General features: G+C 70.5%; 21 protein-coding genes. 14 read left to right on the forward strand and 7 right to left on the reverse strand.

Features of this window, described 5'->3' with window-relative positions; translation table 11 throughout:
* The first annotated feature begins 149 nt into the window (after positions 1-149).
* Complete coding sequence (locus tag O7617_RS24110; RefSeq protein WP_282258307.1) at positions 150-581, forward strand: PRC-barrel domain-containing protein; 432 nt, start codon at positions 150-152, stop codon at positions 579-581.
* Here O7617_RS24110 and O7617_RS24115 read toward each other — a convergent pair.
* Entirely contained in the window at positions 515-1,066 is a 552-nt protein-coding gene (locus O7617_RS24115) for an FUSC family protein (protein ID WP_282258308.1), read from the reverse strand. The genes O7617_RS24110 and O7617_RS24115 overlap by 67 nt on opposite strands.
* A 207-nt stretch (positions 1,067-1,273) precedes the next feature.
* Between O7617_RS24115 and O7617_RS24120 the strand changes: the two genes are divergently transcribed.
* Positions 1,274-1,789: a YetF domain-containing protein gene (locus O7617_RS24120; RefSeq protein WP_282258309.1), complete on the forward strand. Its 516-nt coding sequence runs from the start codon at positions 1,274-1,276 to the stop codon at positions 1,787-1,789.
* An 87-nt stretch (positions 1,790-1,876) separates the two neighbouring features.
* Positions 1,877-3,190 (forward strand): cation:proton antiporter, encoded by a 1,314-nt coding sequence (locus tag O7617_RS24125; RefSeq protein ID WP_282258310.1) that lies wholly within the window; start codon positions 1,877-1,879, stop codon positions 3,188-3,190.
* A gap of 136 nt (positions 3,191-3,326) precedes the next feature.
* Here the strand turns inward: O7617_RS24125 and O7617_RS24130 are convergent, their stop codons facing one another.
* The 3 genes from O7617_RS24130 to O7617_RS24140 all read right to left on the reverse strand — a co-directional run bounded on the left by O7617_RS24130 (position 3,327) and on the right by O7617_RS24140 (position 4,842).
* The gene (locus tag O7617_RS24130) at positions 3,327-3,626 is read right to left on the reverse strand and encodes a BON domain-containing protein (RefSeq protein ID WP_282258311.1); all 300 of its coding nucleotides are present in this window, start codon (positions 3,624-3,626) and stop codon (positions 3,327-3,329) included.
* Between the two features lie 93 nt (positions 3,627-3,719).
* Positions 3,720-4,343, reverse strand: coding sequence for an STAS domain-containing protein (locus O7617_RS24135; RefSeq protein ID WP_282258312.1), 624 nt, complete (start codon positions 4,341-4,343; stop codon positions 3,720-3,722).
* Between the two features lie 121 nt (positions 4,344-4,464).
* Positions 4,465-4,842, reverse strand: a complete 378-nt coding sequence (locus tag O7617_RS24140; protein WP_282258313.1) for an STAS domain-containing protein — start codon at positions 4,840-4,842, stop codon at positions 4,465-4,467.
* A gap of 200 nt (positions 4,843-5,042) precedes the next feature.
* Here O7617_RS24140 and O7617_RS24145 point away from each other — a divergent pair, with 200 nt between their 5' ends.
* From O7617_RS24145 to O7617_RS24155, 3 genes are read left to right on the forward strand one after another with little or no spacing between them, the layout of a single operon-like run.
* On the forward strand, positions 5,043-5,732 hold the full coding sequence (locus O7617_RS24145; RefSeq protein WP_282258314.1) for a response regulator transcription factor: 690 nt from the start codon (positions 5,043-5,045) through the stop codon (positions 5,730-5,732).
* Positions 5,729-7,084, forward strand: a complete 1,356-nt coding sequence (locus O7617_RS24150) for a HAMP domain-containing sensor histidine kinase (protein ID WP_282258315.1) — start codon at positions 5,729-5,731, stop codon at positions 7,082-7,084. Before O7617_RS24145 ends, O7617_RS24150 begins: the two co-directional genes overlap by 4 nt.
* Positions 7,081-7,644 (forward strand): GerMN domain-containing protein, encoded by a 564-nt coding sequence (locus O7617_RS24155; protein WP_282258316.1) that lies wholly within the window; start codon positions 7,081-7,083, stop codon positions 7,642-7,644. The genes O7617_RS24150 and O7617_RS24155 overlap by 4 nt, the downstream gene beginning before the upstream one ends.
* Before the next feature lie 37 nt (positions 7,645-7,681).
* Here the strand turns inward: O7617_RS24155 and O7617_RS24160 are convergent, their stop codons facing one another.
* A complete protein-coding gene (locus O7617_RS24160) occupies positions 7,682-7,942 on the reverse strand; it encodes a hypothetical protein (RefSeq protein ID WP_282258317.1) in 261 nt (86 codons plus the stop codon).
* Between the two features lie 419 nt (positions 7,943-8,361).
* Here O7617_RS24160 and O7617_RS24165 point away from each other — a divergent pair, with 419 nt between their 5' ends.
* A complete protein-coding gene (locus tag O7617_RS24165; protein ID WP_282258318.1) occupies positions 8,362-10,158 on the forward strand; it encodes a serine/threonine-protein kinase in 1,797 nt (598 codons plus the stop codon).
* A 51-nt stretch (positions 10,159-10,209) separates the two neighbouring features.
* Positions 10,210-10,581 carry a DUF1330 domain-containing protein gene (locus O7617_RS24170; protein ID WP_282258319.1) on the forward strand — a complete coding sequence of 124 codons (372 nt, stop codon included), beginning with the start codon at positions 10,210-10,212 and terminating at the stop codon, positions 10,579-10,581.
* 121 nt (positions 10,582-10,702) lie between these two features.
* On the opposite strand, the gene O7617_RS24175 is transcribed toward O7617_RS24170, so the two are convergent.
* Positions 10,703-11,107 carry a helix-turn-helix domain-containing protein gene (locus O7617_RS24175; protein WP_282258320.1) on the reverse strand — a complete coding sequence of 135 codons (405 nt, stop codon included), beginning with the start codon at positions 11,105-11,107 and terminating at the stop codon, positions 10,703-10,705.
* A 195-nt stretch (positions 11,108-11,302) separates the two neighbouring features.
* On the opposite strand from O7617_RS24175, the gene O7617_RS24180 reads away from it, so the two are divergent.
* Positions 11,303-12,262, forward strand: a complete 960-nt coding sequence (locus O7617_RS24180) for an NADP-dependent oxidoreductase (RefSeq protein ID WP_282258321.1) — start codon at positions 11,303-11,305, stop codon at positions 12,260-12,262.
* A gap of 47 nt (positions 12,263-12,309) precedes the next feature.
* Positions 12,310-13,074 carry an SDR family oxidoreductase gene (locus O7617_RS24185; RefSeq protein ID WP_282258322.1) on the forward strand — a complete coding sequence of 255 codons (765 nt, stop codon included), beginning with the start codon at positions 12,310-12,312 and terminating at the stop codon, positions 13,072-13,074.
* Between the two features lie 126 nt (positions 13,075-13,200).
* Here the strand turns inward: O7617_RS24185 and O7617_RS24190 are convergent, their stop codons facing one another.
* Positions 13,201-13,710: a MarR family transcriptional regulator gene (locus O7617_RS24190; RefSeq protein ID WP_282258323.1), complete on the reverse strand. Its 510-nt coding sequence runs from the start codon at positions 13,708-13,710 to the stop codon at positions 13,201-13,203.
* A 54-nt stretch (positions 13,711-13,764) separates the two neighbouring features.
* On the opposite strand from O7617_RS24190, the gene O7617_RS24195 reads away from it, so the two are divergent.
* The 4 genes from O7617_RS24195 (at position 13,765) to O7617_RS24210 (ending at position 17,705) form a co-directional block, all read left to right on the forward strand.
* Positions 13,765-14,538: a potassium channel family protein gene (locus O7617_RS24195; protein ID WP_282258324.1), complete on the forward strand. Its 774-nt coding sequence runs from the start codon at positions 13,765-13,767 to the stop codon at positions 14,536-14,538.
* Positions 14,531-15,658, forward strand: a complete 1,128-nt coding sequence (locus O7617_RS24200; protein WP_282258325.1) for a PP2C family protein-serine/threonine phosphatase — start codon at positions 14,531-14,533, stop codon at positions 15,656-15,658. Before O7617_RS24195 ends, O7617_RS24200 begins: the two co-directional genes overlap by 8 nt.
* Before the next feature lie 121 nt (positions 15,659-15,779).
* Positions 15,780-16,118 carry an STAS domain-containing protein gene (locus tag O7617_RS24205; protein WP_282258326.1) on the forward strand — a complete coding sequence of 113 codons (339 nt, stop codon included), beginning with the start codon at positions 15,780-15,782 and terminating at the stop codon, positions 16,116-16,118.
* A 111-nt stretch (positions 16,119-16,229) separates the two neighbouring features.
* Positions 16,230-17,705, forward strand: coding sequence for a metallophosphoesterase (locus O7617_RS24210; RefSeq protein ID WP_282264859.1), 1,476 nt, complete (start codon positions 16,230-16,232; stop codon positions 17,703-17,705).
* Positions 17,706-17,767 lie beyond the last annotated feature (62 nt).

Genomic DNA, 17,767 nt, shown 5'->3' on the forward strand with positions numbered 1-17,767 from the left:
GAGAGTACCCACGCTCGTGTTTCACCTCGTGCGGCCAAGGTGTGCCCAGCCGTCACAAGACCGGGCGGCAAACGTCATCGTTTCGTCGTATAGATCGGGGTGTGGCGTGGGTAGCGCATAAGGATCAGGCGCTACGAAAGGAGCAGTTCATGCCACACGAAACGACGGCGGCGATTCTGGTCAAGCTCGCCGACTCCGGGCAGACGATCGCGGATGCCGAGCAGGATGTGCGTGGGCGGCGGGTCGTCGACGCCGACGGCGGCGACCTGGGCAAGGTCGACGAGCTGCTGATCGATCGCGACGAGCGCAGAGTGCGGTTCCTGCGTGTCGAGCACGGGGGCATTCTCGGCATCGGCGCGACGGCCACCTTCCTGCCGGTCGAGGCTGTCGGCGACGTCACCGAGGACACCGTGCGCGTCGAGCTGACCCGGGAGAAGATCGAGCAGGCCCCGACGTACGACCCGGAGGTCGTCGAGAACACGGGCTACTACGAGGACGTGTACTGGTATTACGGCTACGCGCCGTTCTTCAATCCGAGTGGGATCGCCCCGCCGTACCCCACGCCCCCGGCCGGACGCTGAGATCCCGGCGAACCTCGATCGAGGCGTGTTTCGGCGGCCGTCATCCGGCCGCCGAAGCACGACATCACCAGGCTCCCGGTCACCGCGTCGACGACCCTGGGCAGTTCCAGGTTCTGTTGGCTGGAAGAGAGCGTGGCGATCAGCACCGCCGTACCACCCACCTGGCTCACCACGGTGCCGCCCCGTCCGGCCAGGCCGAGCGCAACGGCGATGGCCAGAGCGACGATGACGCCCGTCTGCCACGGGCCGGTGCCGATGAGTGAGACCAGGCCGTCGCCGATGGCGATACCCAGGCCCACCCCGATCAACAGCTCCAGGGTGCGACGCCCGCGCTGGCCGATCGCCGCGGCGATCGTGCCGACCGCGGCCGTCGGCGCGAACACCGGGTTCGGATTGCCCAGGACGCTGTAGGCGAACCACCGTGACAGCGCCGCTGCCAGGCCGGCCTGCGCCGCGATCAACAAAATGATCTCCAGTTGGCGCATCCGCAGCCGCGCCGCTCGGTCGGCGCGGCTGCGACTCCCGGCCACCAGATTCCTGACCCGGCGGGCCAGAACGACCAGCGGCGCCCGGCTGCGTCGGGTCGACGGACGGCGACCATTCATATCGGCACCTACCCGGCAACTGGCCCGGTGAATCGTGCCGGGTGCAGAGCGTCGCTTGAAGAACCACCCCAGGGGTACGAGTTGGTGATGGTGTCGAGGAATCCCGGTGATCTGCTGCGTGTGCTGGTCGTTGCCGCATTCGTCTACCCGGCGCTCGTGATGATCCTGCGGGTCTCCGGGAAGCGGACGCTGTCCAAGCTCAACGCGTTCGACCTTGTGGTTACGGTGGCACTGGGTTCCACGCTGGCGACGATCCTGCTGTCCCGGGACGTGTCCCTAATCGAGGGGGTCCTCGCCCTGGCGTTGCTGGTGGCGTTGCAGTACGTCGTCGCCCTGCTCGCGGTGCGCTGGCCCGCATCGCAGCGACTGCTCAAGGCCCGTCCGACGATGCTGCTGTACGACGGACACCTGCGCGCGCAGGCCATGCGCCAGGCCCGGGTGACCGACAGCGAGATCCGGCAGGCCGCCCGCAGCCAGGGGTACGGTGACCTGACCGGTCTCGCTGCCGTGGTGTTGGAGACAGACGGAAGCCTGAGCGTGATTCCGCGCAACCAGGTCGGTGACGGCAGCAGCCTGTCCGACGTCGTCCACACAGAGCGGTAGCTCCGGTCGACCATTATCATCTACGGGATCTTGGGACACCGGTAAGTCTGATCGGCACGGGTTGCGCCCTGTGCGTCGGAGGTTGTCGTGCTGCTCCTCTGCTTTGCCGCTGTCCTGCTCGCCGCCGTGCTGGTGTCGGCGCTCGCGCATCGGACGATCCTGTCCACGGCGGCGTTGTTCCTGGTCGCCGGGTTCGTCCTCGGTGAGGGCACCACCGGTGTGCTGCACCTGGAGGCCGATTCACCGATCGTGGCGCAACTGGCCGAGCTGGCTCTCTTCGCGGTGCTGTTCACCGACGGGATGCGCGTCGGCTGGCCGGACCTGCGCAGCGCGTGGAGACTGCCCGGCAGGGCGCTGGGTTGGGGTCTGCCCCTGACGTTGCTGGTGACCGCGGCGTTGGCGCACTACGTGGCCGGCCTGGGTTGGGCGGAGGCCCTCCTGGTGGGGGCGATCCTGGCGCCCACGGACCCGGTGTTCGCGGCCGCGTTGGTCGGCAACGACAAGGTGCCCGCACGGTTGCGGCATCTCCTCAACGTCGAGTCCGGGGTGAACGACGGACTTGCCCTGCCGTTCGTGGTGGTGCTGCTCGCGGTAGCGGCCGGCTCCGATGACCTGCACCTGGGCAGATTGACCACCGAACTGGCCGTCGGCCTGGCGATCGGTGTGCTGGTGCCGCTGGCGGCGCTCGCGCTGGAGCGTACCCGCTTCTTCGCCGCCTCGGCGGCGTACGCGCCGCTGAACGGGGTCGCGATCGGGCTGCTGGTGCTGGCTCTCGGCAAGGCCACCCACGGCAATCTGTTCCTCGCCGCGTTCGCCGCCGGCATCACCGTGGCGACCTTCGGGCCCCGGGAACGCGCGGCGTTCGAGCACTTCGGAGAGAACATCGCCGAACTGCTCAAGCTGGGCGCACTGCTGGTCTTCGGGGCCCTGATCTCGGTCGATTTCCTCGGCGACATCTCCTGGACCGGCTGGGTCTTCGCCGTGCTGGCCATCGTGGTCGCCCGGCCGGTCGCCCTGTGGATCTCCTTCCTGCGCTCCGGGCTGAGCCTTCGGGAACAGGCAGCGACCATGTGGTTCGGGCCCAAGGGCTTCGCCTCGGTCGTCTACGGCCTGCTGGTGATCGAGTCCGGCATCCCCGCGGCGGACGAGATCTTCCACCTGGTCGCGTTGACGATCGTCATCTCGATCCTGGCGCACTCCTCGACCGATGTCGTGGTCGCGCAGGCTTTCGACGACACCGGCGACACGCCAAACTGGCACGACGCGCTGCGCCGGCTACGTCACGTGCGCCGGGTGCGCCGGCGGGTGACGGTCTCGCGTCAGCCCACCGGCGACCCAGCGGCGACCGTCGCCTCGGACGGCACCGAGAAGGCTGATGACGGTCAGGCGAACGCGCAGTAGCGCCGCAGGGCGGTAGAGCGCTTAGCTACGGTCTCGACCGCATTCGCGACCTCACCGGTTACATCCCGGGGAGCCCACGCAACGCTCCGGCCTTCAGGCGGCCGTACTCGGCGCTCGGCTGGCTCTAGGTCCGTGCCTACCGGCGGCCGCGCCGCTGCCCGGTGAGCCGCAGAGTGTTGCAGACATCGAAGACGCCAGGCGTGTCCCAGGTGAGCTCGCTTGCCACCTGCCGCGCGTTCGCGTCGTGCACCAGACCCGTCAGGACGACGACCCGGTTCTGCACGGCGACGGTGATCTGTTGCTGCCGCGTGGTCCAGTCGCCGCTCAGACGTTGGGCGACAAGTGCCTCGATCCGCAGGTCCTCGACGTCCGGTCGGGATTGGTCCGAGTCGTCGCCGAACCAGTTCTCGCCGGGTGTCGGCCAGTGCATGTACATGGAACTCCTGGTGGCTGTCGGTGGTGCGGGATCCACGGCTGGTATCGCCAGGGCCACAGCGGCATCACGGCTCTCCAGCTCAGCGTTGGGGGTCTACCGCCCGGAACGAGCGGACGCGATGGCCGGGGTGGCCGCCGAATCGGCAGTCGTTTTCCGGGACAGCTGCGCGAGGGCCTCGTCACGGCTGTCGAAGACGGGGAACGCCGCCTCCAGGCGCATGGTGTGCAGGACCGTGCGGATGAACCGCGACGGCGCAGCCAGTGACAGCGTGGCGCCACGGTCGCGGGCGTCACGGTGGGCGCGGACGAGGAGCCCGAGACCGGTGGAGTCGATGACGTGCACCCGGGCGAGGTCGACCACTACGTGTCCGCCCATGTCGGCCGCGTGGCATAGGGCCGCGCGTAGGGTGTCACCGGTGTCGAGATCGATGTCGCCGGTGGCGACGACGATCGTCACGTCGTCCAGATGGTCGATGCCGAGGATGCCTCCCGGACCGTGGTCGTCGCGCCGCGTCGTACCGCCGCCGGAGACTGGCAGCAGGCTGCAGTGCGGACAGCGGTGCGGGCCGGTAGCGAAGGGGGACCCGCTCCAGCCCTGCTCCGATATCAGGGTCCAAACGACCTCGGCGTCGGGGAGCACGCACGCGCTGGCCTGGACGGAATCGCCGCAAGCGTCACAGATCAGTGTCATCAGGTGTTCGTCCGGGACGACCGTCATTCTGGTTTCCTCCGGGAGTCGGGCCCATGCTCGGCAAGCCCGCGTTTCAGGGGTTCCGGCGTAGACGATGCCGCTGTCGTCGATGCGGTGACGGACGCCGTGCCGATGCCGGCCATTGCCGTCAGTCCGTCCAGTGCGGGCTGTGCACCGACGCGCGACCATGAGCGACAAGCGTGGGCTGTGCCGAGTCGGACCGATGTCCCTCGGCTGGTGGGACGGATCCACACGACGGTGGACTGCTGACGAGCTGCAGGACCCGGTCGAGACGGGCGTCGCGCAAGATGCGCGCGATGCGGGGATTCGGGTCACGGACGGCGAGGATGCCGTCGGCGCGCGCCAGCCTCCGGTGCACCTCGAGCAGCAGGCCGATTGCGGCAGCGTCGATGTGCCGGCACTGCGACAGGTCGATGACGATCCGCCGGGGCTGCAGAGCCAGCACCCGGTCGAAAACCGCTCCGGCCGCCGGCAGGCAGTCCCGATTGAGCTCGCTGACGCCCACCTCGACCAGGGGTAGTGTGCACGGCGTAGACGCCAGTGGCCCCGTCACAGGTGTGCCCTCCTCCTTGTGGTTCCAGTCGCCTCCCACCGTGCCGTGGGCACGTGGCGGTCACCGCGCGGACGTATGACAGTTACGTGACAAATCCGTCGTCCGGCCGTCAGGGTTGGCCACCGGGCGGCGGTCTGGGGATGATGCCGGGTATGACGGCCGTACTGTTGATCGAGGACGACGACCGGATCCGCCTGGCGTTGCTGCTCGCACTCGAGGACGAGGGTTACGAGGCCGTCGGTGCGGCCACCGCGGAGGAGGGCCTGCGCGCGCAGCGCCGTGCTCCCGCCGACTACGTGCTGGTCGACCTGATGCTGCCCGGCCTGGACGGCTTCGAGTGCATCCGGCAGATCCGCCGAAACGACGACGTGCCGATCGTGGTGGTCAGCGCCCGCGACGACACCCACGACATCGTGGCCGCCCTGGAGGCCGGCGCCGACGACTACGTCGTCAAGCCGGTGGCGATCAAGGAGCTGACCGCCCGACTGCGGGCCCTGCACCGCCGTGCCCGGAATACCGGCGCAGGGCAGGTACCGGAACCGGTGCCGGTGCTCGCCTTCGGTGAACTGGAGATCAGCCCCGACGCGGGCGAGGTCCGCCGCGCGGGTCGACCCGTCGCGGTCACCCGCACCGAGTTCCGGCTGCTGTGCGAGCTGGCCGAGCACGCGGGCCGGGTGCTGTCCCGCCAGCAGTTGCTCAGCCGCGTCTGGGGCTACGACAACGGCGACGAGCGGCTCGTCGACGTGCATGTCGGCCGGCTGCGGCAGAAGATCGAGCCGGATCCGGCGAACCCGGAGCACCTGGTGACCCTGCGGGGTCTGGGCTACAAGTTGCAGCGATGAGACGGCTCGGCCTCCGTACCCGGGTCACCGTCGCGTTCGCCGTGGGCGCGCTCCTGCTCTCGGCGTCGATGGCTCTCGTCTCGTACGAGCTGACCCGCCGATCCCTGATCGGCGAGCGGGAACGCACTGCCCTCCGGGCGGCTTATTTCGACGCCGCGGTGGTCCGCGCCGGGCTGGACACCGACACGCCCGACGTCGTGGAGGTGCTCCGGTCGCTGGACACCGGTGGCAGCCGTCGGCCGGTGCTGAACCTGGACGGCGAGTGGTACGCCCGCACCGCCGACCCGGACACCACCACCGCCATTCCCGCCGAGCTACGCGACGTCGTCGCCGCTGGCCGGCCCGCGCTGCAGCGTGTCCGCGTCAACGGCCAGACCGCGTTGGTGGTCGGGGTGCCCCTGTCCGCGACAGCGACGTACTTCGAGGTCAACTCGCTGCTCGAACTGGAGCAGACGTTCCAGGTGCTGGCTCTCGCCTTGACCAGCGTTGCCATCGTGGTGGCCGGGTCCGGCGCGGCCCTCGGGTCGTACGCCACCCGGCACGGCCTGCGACCGCTGACGGCGGTCGCCGACGCCGCCGAGAAGATCGCCGCCGGTGACTTCACCGCCCGCCTCGATCCGGCCGTGGACCCCGACCTGACCCGGTTGTCGTCGTCGTTCAACCAGATGGTCGACCGGCTCGCCCACCGCATCGAACGCGACCGCCGCTTCGCCGCGGACGTGAGCCACGAGCTGCGCTCGCCGTTGCAGACCCTGGCCGCGGCCGCCAGCGTCCTGGCCCGTCGCCGGGAACACCAGGACGAGCGAACCGCTCTCGCTGCCGGGCTCGTCGCCGACGAGATCGACCGGTTCCAGCGGCTGGTCAACGACCTGATCGATCTGGCGCGCAGCGACCAGCCCGCCGACCGTGCCTCGGTGGACGTGGCGGCGTTGGCCTGCGACGCCTGTCACGCCCTCGACCTGCCGGACTCGATCGTTCACCTCGCGCCCGCCACGCCCGCGACCTGGCGGATCGACAGGCGACGAGTCGCGCAGATCCTGGCGAATCTGCTCGACAACGCGGTCACCTACGGCGGCGGCCCGACCTCTGTCCTGCTGACTCACGACGGCAGCGCCGCCGTGATCGAGGTCGACGACGAAGGACCGGGCGTGCCGGTCGAGGACCGCGAGATGATCTTTGAACGCTTCGTCCGCGGTCGGGCCGCGCACACCCGTGGCGCCGGCGACGGCACCGGCCTCGGGCTGGCTCTGGTCGCCCAGCACGCCGCCGCGCACAACGGCCATGTCACTGTCGCCGACCGCCCCGGCGGCGGCGCCCGCTTCCGCGTCACACTGATGGGCGGCCTGACATGAACCGTCGCCATGTCGTCGTCGTGGCGTTCGTCGCGCTGCTGGCCGGCTGTGGCATCCCGGCCGAGGACGCACCACGTACCGTCCAACCACCGCCGGGCCCGTTCCAGGGACCGACACCCAGCGAAGCCAGCGCGCCGGCGGGCCCCGCAACCGAGACACTCTGCTTGGTCCGCGACAACCGGATCATCCCGGTGCCGCGACGAGCCGACCGTCCCGCCACCGTCCAGGAGCAACTACGAGATCTGCTCGGCGGGCCCACCACCGCCGAACGCGACAAGAACCTCACCAGCGCCCTGCCGGGCGCGGTCAACGCCGCCGGTGTGACAGTGACGGGCACCCAGGCTCAGGTCGTGGTCGACGAACCGGGCAGCGATGCCGGGCGTAGTGATGAGATCCTCGCGTTCGGTCAGATCGTCTGTACTCTCACCAACCGTGACGACGTCACCTCGGTGACGTTTCTCCGCGACGGCAAGCCTCTGGCCGTACCCCGCGCCGACGGCTCACTGTCCAACCAAGCCCTCGTGCGCGCCGACTACATCACACTGATCAGCCCGCGTTGAGCTCTCGTCGCGCAGCGGACCCGCCACGCCGGGACGCTCAGTCCCAGACCGCCACCTCCTGCGCCACGAGCGCCCGGCCCCCTTCGAACGCCCGGTACGGTCCGGCGGGCCCGAGGCGGTAGCGGTCCGCGAGGGCGCGGTGGGAGAACGACGCCACCGTGCCTCGCACGCTGACCAACTGCGGCGTAGCCAGTTCGGACGGACTTTCCGACAGCACGAGCAGCGTCCCGTCGGTCAGGTCCGCGTCGCGTACGACGAAAGCGGTCTTGGTGATGACCCGGTCGACGGTGGCGGTCATGGTGAGGTGATCGCCTATCTCCGCCCGCGCGACCGTGCCGGCCGGGGCCGTTGGCCTGGGCTCGGGACTGGGCTGCGGCGCCGCGGCGGGGTGATCACATCCCGTGGCGAGCAGAGTCGCCAGGAGGAGAGTCGCCAGCGCCGTGCGGTTCCGGTCGTGCCACCTGTCCATCGTCTTCCTCCTCTCCTGAGGGCGGCACCTTCGAAGTTCCCAGGAGAGATGGCAGTACGACGGCGATCACGTGACAGTCGTGTGACAATCTCCGCTGCTGACGAGATACCCGCTGAGCAGGGCGTTTTGGCCCAGGATGGCGCGGGTAGGCCCGAGCGTCGAAGGGAGGTCGGACCGACCGGACGGCAGGAACGTCGCCGACCGTGAGCGGGTGCCGACGCCGGACGACGACCGGGAGAGGCGGACACGTGCGACTCCTGCAGCAGCGCTACCGGCTTGACGAAACTGTCGGTCGCGGCGGCATGGCAGTTGTCTGGCGTGGGTTCGACCTGCGGCTCCAACGTACTGTCGCGGTGAAGATGCTCTCGCCCGAGTTGCTGGACGACCCGGCGGCGCGGGAGCGGCTGCGTGCCGAGGCGCTCGCCGCGGCGATGCTCGACCATTCGCACATCGCCGCCGTCTACGACTACGGCGAGCAACGGAGCGGCAGGAGACGTGCGCCGTTCCTGGTGATGGAGTTCGTTCACGGCGAAACCCTCGCCGCCCGCCTCGAGCGCTCCGGCGCGATGTCGTTGCCTGAGGCTGCCCGGATCGGTGCCGCAGTGGCGGACGCCCTCGCCATCGCGCATACGCACGGGCTCGTCCATCGCGACGTGAAGCCCGCCAACGTGATGCTCGGTCCGCGCCGGATCAAGGTCGTCGACCTGGGTATCGCGGCGGCGATCGGTCAGGCGCCGGCCGACGACGCGGGAAGGATCTGGGGTACGCCTGCCTACCTGGCGCCGGAGCAGGCCGCCGGGGCTCCCGCGTCGCCGGCCGGTGACGTCTTCGCCCTGGCGCTGATGCTGGCCGTCTGCGTCACCGGCCGGAGCCCCGCCGACCTGCGGCGCGGCCGCGACGGCGTCGAGCTTCCACCCGTGCCGGAGCTGTCGGCCGCGGCGGCGGACCTGCTGCGGCGTTGCCTGGCCACGGAGGCGGAACGCCGGCCGGCGGCCGCCGAGGTGGCCGATGGTCTGCGTGCCGCCGCCGGCGTCCAGGTGGTGCGACCCGCTGGCCCGCCTGCCGACCCGGCGGTGGTCAGCGGGTCGACGTGCCGACTTAACGGCGATTCGCTGGCGCCGACTCCCGGTGCTGGCGACCGGCCGGCGGCGAGTGGCCGGCTGCGCCGGCTCGGTTCCAGGGTTGCCGTCGGTGTGCCGGCGGTCCTGCTCGCTGCGGTGGTCGTCGGTCAACTGCCGGGTGTGTCCGGGCTCCGTGACGCCGCCGACAGCGCCGACGCCGACGCGGAGCCCGGACGGTGTGCCGCTCGGTACACGGCGCGTCACCTCTCGGACGGTACGTTCCAGGCCGACCTGACCGTCACCAACACCGGTACCCGGTGGCTGCGGGACTGGTCACTGGCCTTCATGCTGCCCACCGGTCAGCGTCTCCTCGTCGACGGCGTCTCCTGGGACCAGGACCGCCGCCAGGTGACGTTCACCCCGACGACACAGTTGCCGCCCGGGGCCACGTTGTCCACGGCGCTGCGCGGCACGACCGAGGACGGTGACCTCACCGCGCCCGCCGCCTTCTCGGTCAACGGGCTTGCGTGCGACCAGGTGGTCAACCAGATCGCGTCGCCCGTGATGGACAACGACGGGCCCTCCGAGCCCGGCGCCGAGTCGGGCGGCGAGAGCCGACCGACCAGAGGGGCGTCTGGTACGCGGTCCACCACCGCGGTCCCGTCGCTCACTGGCGCGCCAGCGGGTGACCCGCCGCCGACAACGGAGGCGAGTGCGGCCACGCCCTCGCCGCAGAGCCCACCTCCGACGACACAGCCCGGCCGCACGCCCACACCGTCGCCGTCCGCGGACCCGTCGTCGAGCACCGACCCGTCGTCGAGCACCGACCCGTCGTCGAGCACCGACCCGTCGTCGAGCACCGGCTCGGCGTCCCCACCCGCCGATGACGAACCTTCCGCCAGCCCCCGGTCCGACGGTTCGGTCGGCGCGTCCCGTACGGCCGTCGCGGCAGACGGACCTGCCGCGGGAGTCGCGGGGGGGTGACCGGTCTTCGTCGCCACACTATGATTCCGGCAGTCGAGCCGAGGAGACAGCGTGGCGGTCGATCCGAGCGGCGAGGACCTGCGGGACTTCCTGACGGAGGATCCAGAGGCGCCAGTGGTCATGCTCAACCTGCTGCGCTTCGCCGACGGGGGGCGGAGTTCGTACGCGAGCTACGCGGCCGAGCTGCGGGATACGTTCCTGCCTCGCTACGGCGGCAAGGTCATCTATGCCGGTGCAGGCGGTCCGGCGCTCGTGGCCGAGGACGGCCAGGCCTGGGACGCCGTGCTGTTGGTCCGGTACCCGAGCCGGCAGGCGTTCTGCGCGATGGTCGCTGATCCCGCGTACCAGCAGGTCACGCGACTGCGCACGGTGGCGTTGCAGGAGGCCGTGCTCCAGCCGACCGTACCCTGGTCGCCGTCCTGAGCGGCAGAGCCAGCGGCCGCTGAGACCCAGGCTTCCGAGCGGGTCCGCCGGATCGTCGTCGCGGGCGGCGGCGGACGCGATCGTCGAACGCCCGTGGCCGCCCGGGCGCGGGGTCGCCGACCTACCGGGCGTCGAAGAACGCCCGGGAGGCCAGGATGTCGGTGACGTTTCCCTCTGCCCAACTCGCCAGACCTCGGACGATGTCGAGGAGGCTGAGGCCGCGAGGGGTGAGCGTGTAGTCGACGCGCGGCGGTTTGCTGTCGTGCACGGTACGGGTCACCAACCCGTCCCGCTCCAACCCGCGCAGCGTCGCGCTGAGCATCCGCTGGGTGATGGGGTCGCTCTGTCGACGCAGCTCGTTGAATCGTCGGGTGCCGTGACCCAGTTGGCAGATGACGACCACGGACCACTTGTCGCCGATCCGTTCGAGCACGTCGCGGATCAGGGCGCGACGCTGCTCGCAGTCGGCGGCAGGGTCTTGGTCGGGTGCGCTGGCCGGGGTGAGCGTGGTGCCGGACGTTGCCATGTCGGCCAGTATACGAGCGATACCAGGTTATCGGTTAGCCCTCGCGGTCGCGGTGCGGGATGTGGTTCACCCGGTGATACCTGGGCAGGTCAAAGTGCCCTCTTGTCGACGCGCGGTGCCGCGAGCAGACTCGCATACCGGTACTCATTCGGTACCAGGTGTATGTGAGGAACCAGACATGAGGGGGTTTGCGCCGTGCGTACGGTTGGGTTCCACGAGTTCGGCGGGCCGGACGTGCTGCGCGTCATCGACCTGCCGGAACCGCACGCCGGGCCCGGCGAGGTTCGGGTACGCGTGCACGCCGCCGCGGTGAACCCGGCGGACACGCTGGTGCGAGCCGGTGTGCACGCGCAAGCGCTCGCCGGGGTGCCGGGACCGTACGTGCCCGGCATGGAGATTGCGGGAGTGGTCGACGAGATCGGCCCGGGCACCGAGACCCCGCTCGGCATCGGTACACCGGTGATGGCGATGGTGCAGCCGATCGGGACGGCAGCGGGCGGTTACGCCGAGTACAAGGTGCTGCCAGCAGGGTGGGTGGTTCCCGCGCCGGCGGGTGTCGACCATCCGGCCGCGGCCACGCTGCCGATGAACGGGCTCACCGCGTTGCTCGCGCTTGACCAGCTGGCCCTCCCTCCGGGCTCGGTGCTCGCCGTGACCGGGGCTGCCGGGATTCTCGGCGGCTATCTGGTGCAGTTGGCCACCCACCTCGGGCTGGTCGTGATCGCCGACGCCGCGCCCGCCGACGAGCCGCTGGTCCGCTCGCTCGGGGCGGCAGAGGTCGTCGCCCGCGGACCGGGGGTGACCGAGGCGATCCTGGCCCGCCACCCACACGGGGTCGACGCGATCGCCGACGTGGCGTTGCTCGGCCCGGACCTGCTTGCCGCCGTCCGCGATGGCGGCCGCTTCGCCCGGTTCCGCAGCGCGGGAGAGCCCGGCGGCTACCGGACCGACGACCTGCGCGGAATCACGATGGTCGCGCCGTTCGTCCCCGACTACGCGGGACGGACCGGCAAACTCGACGAGATCCGCCGCCTCGCGGAGGCGGATGTGCTCACCCCGCGCCTGGCCGACACCCTGCCCGCCGCCGAAGCGGCCGAGGCCCATCGGCGTTTCGAGGCGGGCGGCGTCCGCGGACGCCTGGTCCTCACCTTCTGACCTGTTCGACATCCTTCATCCCTGACAAGCATCCAACAGGAGCAGCAGTGTCCACACGTTTCGCAGACAAGGTCGTCCTGATCACCGGCGCGACGTCCGGCATGGGTCGGGCCGTCGCCGAGCGGGTCTCTGCCGAGGGCGCGAAGGTGGTGCTGGCCGCACGAGGTAAGGACGTGGGCGAGGCGTTCGCCGCAGAGCTGCGTTCCACCGGCCGGGACGCCCACTTCGTGCCCACCGACGTGACGGTGGAGACCGAGGTGGCAGCACTTGTTCGCCAGACGGTCGAGCGGTACGCGCGACTCGATGCCGCGTTCAACAACGTCGGGGCCGCCACCGCGGTCGGCCCGCTGGCCGACATCGACGGCGAGGCCTGGCAGGCCGACCTGTCGCTCAACCTCAGCAGCGTCTTCTACGGTCTCAAATACCAGATCCCCGCGCTGCGGTCGACCGGCGGTGGCGCGATCGTCAACAACGCGTCCAACCTCGGCGTGACCGGCGCGGCCGGCATGGCCTCCTACAGTGCCGCCAAGCACGGCGTGGTGGGGCTCACCCGATCCGCGGCGTTGGACGTGGCGGCCAGCGGTGTGCGGATCAACGCGCTGGTCACCGGCGGCGTCGATACCCCTCTACTGCGGAACAACCTGGGCACGGACCCGGAGGAGGCGATCCGCGCGGCGGGGGCGTGGCACCCGGTAGGACGGGTCGCCCAGCCGGACGAGATCGCGGCCTTCGTCGCGTTCCTGCTCAGTGATGAGGCCAGGTTCGTGACCGGGGCAGCGCTGGCGATCGACGGTGGCCTGACGGCGGCCTGACGAGGAAGGCCGGCGTATTGGACTGAGGTCGCCGACGCCGCGGCAGCGGGCCGTCCCGGTCCGGGCCGTGGCCGGCGCGATGCCGGTTGGCGCGGCCGTTCCCCTGGACACGGCCGCCCCCGGTTGTCATGACGGCCCAGACTGCTCCCAGCGCTGCCACCACGACTCCTCCGTCGGCTCTCCGGCTGCTACCACCAGCCCGTTGATCAGGTCTGCGGCTGTCTGTGGATCTGCGACGTCGGTCGCCTTCAGGAGCCGTCGGATCTCGGCGGTCCGGTGTCGCATGACATCGCCCACGAGCCTCTTGCCGGCCTCGGTCAGGGTCAACCAGGCGACCCGCCGGTCCTCGGGCCGATGACGTCGGGCCACCAGTGCCCGCTGCACCAGACGGTTGCAGGTCCTTGTCGCGGTCGACGGGTGCACTCCCAGCGATGACGCCAGATCCACGGTGCGCAGCGGGGCGGCGGACGCCAGGATGACAAGCGTCCGGTACTGCGACAGGGTCACCTCGGCGTCCAGTGCGTTCAGCGTTCGAGCGGTGATCCCCACCAGGGTGCGACTCAGCGCGGACAAGCTGTCGACCAGCACGTCGTGCTCCTCGGTCGACGCAGGAGCGCCCTCCACGTACAGTTTCACCCGGAAATGATTGCACGGATGCAGGCATCTTCGTCGGGTGAACCGGAGTTGGTGATGACTCAGACAGGGCCCGTCGACCGGGCCGCCAGGTGGGAGCGGCTCACCACGCTGCCCCTGACCGCTCTGTCGGTCATGTTCCTCGTCGTCTACGCGGTACCGATCCTGTGGCCTGGCCTGCCTGGTTCCTGGCAACGGGTGTGTGAGGCGACGGCCGTCCTCATCTGGTTGACGTTCTGGATCGACTTCGCGGCACGACTGACCCTGGCTGGCCGTCGACGCCGGTTCCTGCGTGATCACCTGTTCGACCTCGCCGTCCTGGTCCTCCCCGTGTTGCGTCCGCTGCGCGCCCTGCGTCTGATCACCGTGGTGCTGAACCTCAGCCGCAAGGCGGAGTCCTGGGCCCGCGGCCGGCTCGCCGTCTACGTGGGCGCGACCACCGTGTTGCTCGTGTTGGTTTCCGCGCTGGCGGTGCTGGACGTCGAGCGGTCCGCATCCGGCGGCAACATCTCCTCGTTCGATGACGCGCTGTGGTGGGCGACGGTGACGATCACCACTGTCGGCTACGGCGACCACTACCCGGTCACCGGCACGGGCCGCCTCGTCGCGCTGGGGCTCATGATCGGCGGTATCGGCCTGATCGGTTTCGTCACCGGCTCACTTGCCACCTGGATCGTCGAACGGGTCTCGGCGCAGGAGACGACCGCCACCGCCACCGTCGCGGACATCGCGGCGCTGCGCGCCGAGATTGCGGCGCTGCGTCGGCAGCTCGGTCCGCCGGCCTCGACGGCGGACGTCGATCCCCAGGGTGCCCATGCGACCGATGACTGATCGCAGCGTGGACAGGTCGGCCGCCGCGGCCACCATCGCGGACGGTTCGTCGACGCGGTGGTGGACCCGCTGGCCCGGATTGCGGCTGGCCCTCGGGTTCATCGCGGTGGTCCTGCTGGTTGACGCCGCAGCGGGCACCCACGCCGTACTCATCGGCTTTCTGGCACTCGCTCCACTGCTGGCCGCTGCCGTGGAAACCGTGCGCCGCACCGCCGTGGTGTCGGCGAGCGCCACCACGGCGGCGGTGCTCGCCGGGCTGCCCAGCGGGATGCTGGGCAGCCTCGACCACCTGTTGCGGGTAGCTGTCGTCATCGCGGTCAGCCTGATGGCGGTATATGTCGCCCGGGCCCGCGCAGGGCGGGAAGAACGGCTGCGTCGAATGGCCGAGATCGTGCGGACCACCCAGGCCGCGATCCTGCGGGAGCCACCCCGGCGAGCGGCCGGGGTCGACCTGGCCGCCCGGTACGTCTCGGCCTACGAGGAGGCCGGCGTGGGCGGTGACCTGTACGAGGTGGTGGTCGTCGATCCGCACCGGCTGCGGATCATCGTCGGTGACGTCTGCGGCAAGGGGCTCGACGCGGTGCGGCTGGCGTCGGCGGTTGCCGGGGCGTTCCGACAGTCGGCGATCATCCGACCGGACCTGACGCAGGTGGCGCGCGACCTCGACGGCCTGGTCGGTCGTGAGCCGATCCCGGCTCGAGGCGCGACGTTCGTCACCGCCGTCCTGGTAGAGATTCGTGGCGCTGAGATCCGTTCGGTCAACTGCGGTCACCCGGCACCGATCCTCCGGAGACGTTCCGGGTGCCTCGAGGAACTCCAGGTCTCCGCACCGGATCGGCCACTCGGCTTGGGCGGCCGACGGTCGGCGGAGGTCACCCATCGTTGGGAGGTGGGTGACCGGCTGCTGCTGCACACCGACGGCCTGATCGAGGCGCGCGACGACAAGGGGCGCTTCTTCCCGATGTCCGCCGTGCGGGAGTGCCTCTCCAAGTCTTCGGTGAACGACTGCCTCGCCGCCGTCTGGGAGGCAGTGCACCGGCACGTGGGTGGCGAGCCACACGACGACATCGCCCTCCTGCTGGCCGAGCGCCAGCCGACGCCACCGGCGGGCCGCGGGTAGACCCCGGCAGCTTGGTGATCTTGGCGGGAGCCTCCAGCGCCAAGTACGCTGACCGGCGACCGTTTGTTGCATCCATGCATGTTCCAGGGATTTGTCGAGGGTCGATCAGAGGGGAGTGGGTGTGGACTTGTCCATCGACACGACGCACGACGGTCCCGTGGTTCGGCTCCGGCTGCACGGAGAGATCGACATGGCGACCACGGGCCTCGTGCACGACGCGGTGATCGCGGCCCTGACGTCCGATTCGGTGCGTGAGGTCCTCCTCGACTTCGCTGACCTGACCTTCATCGACTCCTCGGGCATGGGCACCCTCGTAGCCTGCCAGCGGGCCATCGCGGTGCGAGACGGCACCCTGCGGCTGCAGAACCTCTCGCCCTTCGTTCGACGGCAACTCTTCGCCGCGGGTCTGCTCGGCCTGTTGGGCGCGGAGGACGACCCGCAGGCTGTTGCGACGGAATGACCCCTCGCTGACCCCACAGATCGGATCTCGCTCGTGACTCCGCCCCCGGATGCCGCGTCTCCCCGTCGCCGTGCCGCCGCCGAACGCCTGCGGCGCGTGGTCGCTCGCCCGCTGACGCTCGTGCGCTCCAGATGGGGTGGCCGGGCCCTGACGGCGGCGACGCTTGTCGCCGTCACCATGACGGGCATCACGATCGGCACCTTGCTGGGTGCCAGAGGGTCCGGTGACGTCGGACCGTTCCGGGTCGCTTTCCAGCTCACCCCGTCCATGGACGGCGGCACCGAGATCGCCGTCCCACCGCTGGGTTCGCTCTTCCTCGACAGTCACGACGGTCCGCTGCGACTGACCGCCCGCCTCGACTCACTCGACCAACGCCGCACCGAGGCTCTGCTCGACGACCCCGCCGGCCTCGCCCGGGCCGGCGACGCGGCGCCCCAGGACCTCCGGGACGCCGTGGTCCGCCTCGGACTTCGTACGCTCGGTGTGTCCGTACTGGCATCCATGCTGCTCGCCGGGTTGGCGTTCCGGTCGGTGCGCCGCGCCGCGTGGTCCGGTGGTCTCGCCCTGCTCGTCACCGGCGGCACCCTCGGTGGAGCCGCCCTGACGGTCCGACCACAGGCGTTGGCCGAGCCTCGCTACGAGGGCCTGCTGGTCAACGCCCCGACGCTGATCGGCGACGCCCAACGGATCGCCGACGACTACAACCGCTACGCCGAGCAACTGCAACGCCTGGTCGGGAACGTCGGCAAGCTCTACACCACCGTGTCGACCCTGCCCATCTACGAAGCGGCCCCGAATTCGACCCGGATCCTGCACGTCTCGGATCTGCACCTCAACCCCGCCGCCTGGCCGGTCATCCGGACCGTGGTCGAGCAGTACGACATCGATGTGGTGATCGACACCGGCGACATCACCGACTGGGGCAGCGAGCCCGAAACCTCCTACGTCTCCATGATCGGCCAGCTCGAGGTGCCCTACGTCTACATCCGGGGCAACCACGACTCGCCCCGCACCGCGGCGGCGGTGGCCAGCCAACCGAACGCGGTGGTGCTGAACGACTCCGCCACGACAGTCGCCGGGCTGACGATCGCCGGCATCGGGGACCCTCGGTTCACGCCCGACAAGCAGGAGTCGGAGACGAGACCCTGGGACGAGCCCGCGGCCACGGTCGAGGGCTCGGGTGAGCAGCTCGCCCGGACGATCCGGGCCCTCGACGTGCCGGTGGACATCGCGCTGGTGCACGACCCGGCATCCGCGCCGGGGCTCAACGGGTCCGTGCCACTGGTCCTGGCCGGCCACACACACCAGCGTGCCGTGACCACGCTTCCGCCCGCGGGCGAGGTCGGCACCCGGTTGGCGGTGCAGGGTTCCACCGGCGGAGCGGGACTGCGCGGGCTCGAAGGCGACGAACCCACGCCCCTGGCCATGTCGGTGCTCTACCTCGGCGCCAACCGCCAACTGCAGGCGTACGACGACATCCGCGTCGGCGGCACCGGCATGGCGCAGGTCAGCCTCAACCGCAAGGTGGTCGACGACATCCCGCCGGTGGATGCCGCGGCGCCGTCCGGCACCCCAGCGGAACGCTGAGGCCGCCCGTCCCACGCACGTCTTCTGGCCGAGGGGGCGCGCCCTGCCTGCGGGAGGGCAAG

It is taken from the genome of Micromonospora sp. WMMD1155 (assembly GCF_029581275.1).
In the GTDB taxonomy this organism is placed as follows: domain Bacteria; phylum Actinomycetota; class Actinomycetes; order Mycobacteriales; family Micromonosporaceae; genus Micromonospora.

Coding starts and splice junctions, on each gene's coding strand:
- O7617_RS24110 (WP_282258307.1), top strand. CDS start 150: ATGCCACACGAAACGACGGCGGCGATTCTGGTCAAGCTCGCCGACTCC.
- O7617_RS24200 (WP_282258325.1), top strand. CDS start 14,531: ATGACTGATCGCAGCGTGGACAGGTCGGCCGCCGCGGCCACCATCGCG.
- O7617_RS24155 (WP_282258316.1), top strand. CDS start 7,081: ATGAACCGTCGCCATGTCGTCGTCGTGGCGTTCGTCGCGCTGCTGGCC.
- O7617_RS24160 (WP_282258317.1), bottom strand. CDS start 7,942: ATGACCGCCACCGTCGACCGGGTCATCACCAAGACCGCTTTCGTCGTA.
- O7617_RS24145 (WP_282258314.1), top strand. CDS start 5,043: ATGACGGCCGTACTGTTGATCGAGGACGACGACCGGATCCGCCTGGCG.
- O7617_RS24135 (WP_282258312.1), bottom strand. CDS start 4,343: ATGACGGTCGTCCCGGACGAACACCTGATGACACTGATCTGTGACGCT.
- O7617_RS24130 (WP_282258311.1), bottom strand. CDS start 3,626: ATGTACATGCACTGGCCGACACCCGGCGAGAACTGGTTCGGCGACGAC.
- O7617_RS24120 (WP_282258309.1), top strand. CDS start 1,274: ATGGTGTCGAGGAATCCCGGTGATCTGCTGCGTGTGCTGGTCGTTGCC.
- O7617_RS24195 (WP_282258324.1), top strand. CDS start 13,765: ATGACTCAGACAGGGCCCGTCGACCGGGCCGCCAGGTGGGAGCGGCTC.
- O7617_RS24175 (WP_282258320.1), bottom strand. CDS start 11,107: ATGGCAACGTCCGGCACCACGCTCACCCCGGCCAGCGCACCCGACCAA.
- O7617_RS24115 (WP_282258308.1), bottom strand. CDS start 1,066: ATGCGCCAACTGGAGATCATTTTGTTGATCGCGGCGCAGGCCGGCCTG.
- O7617_RS24150 (WP_282258315.1), top strand. CDS start 5,729: ATGAGACGGCTCGGCCTCCGTACCCGGGTCACCGTCGCGTTCGCCGTG.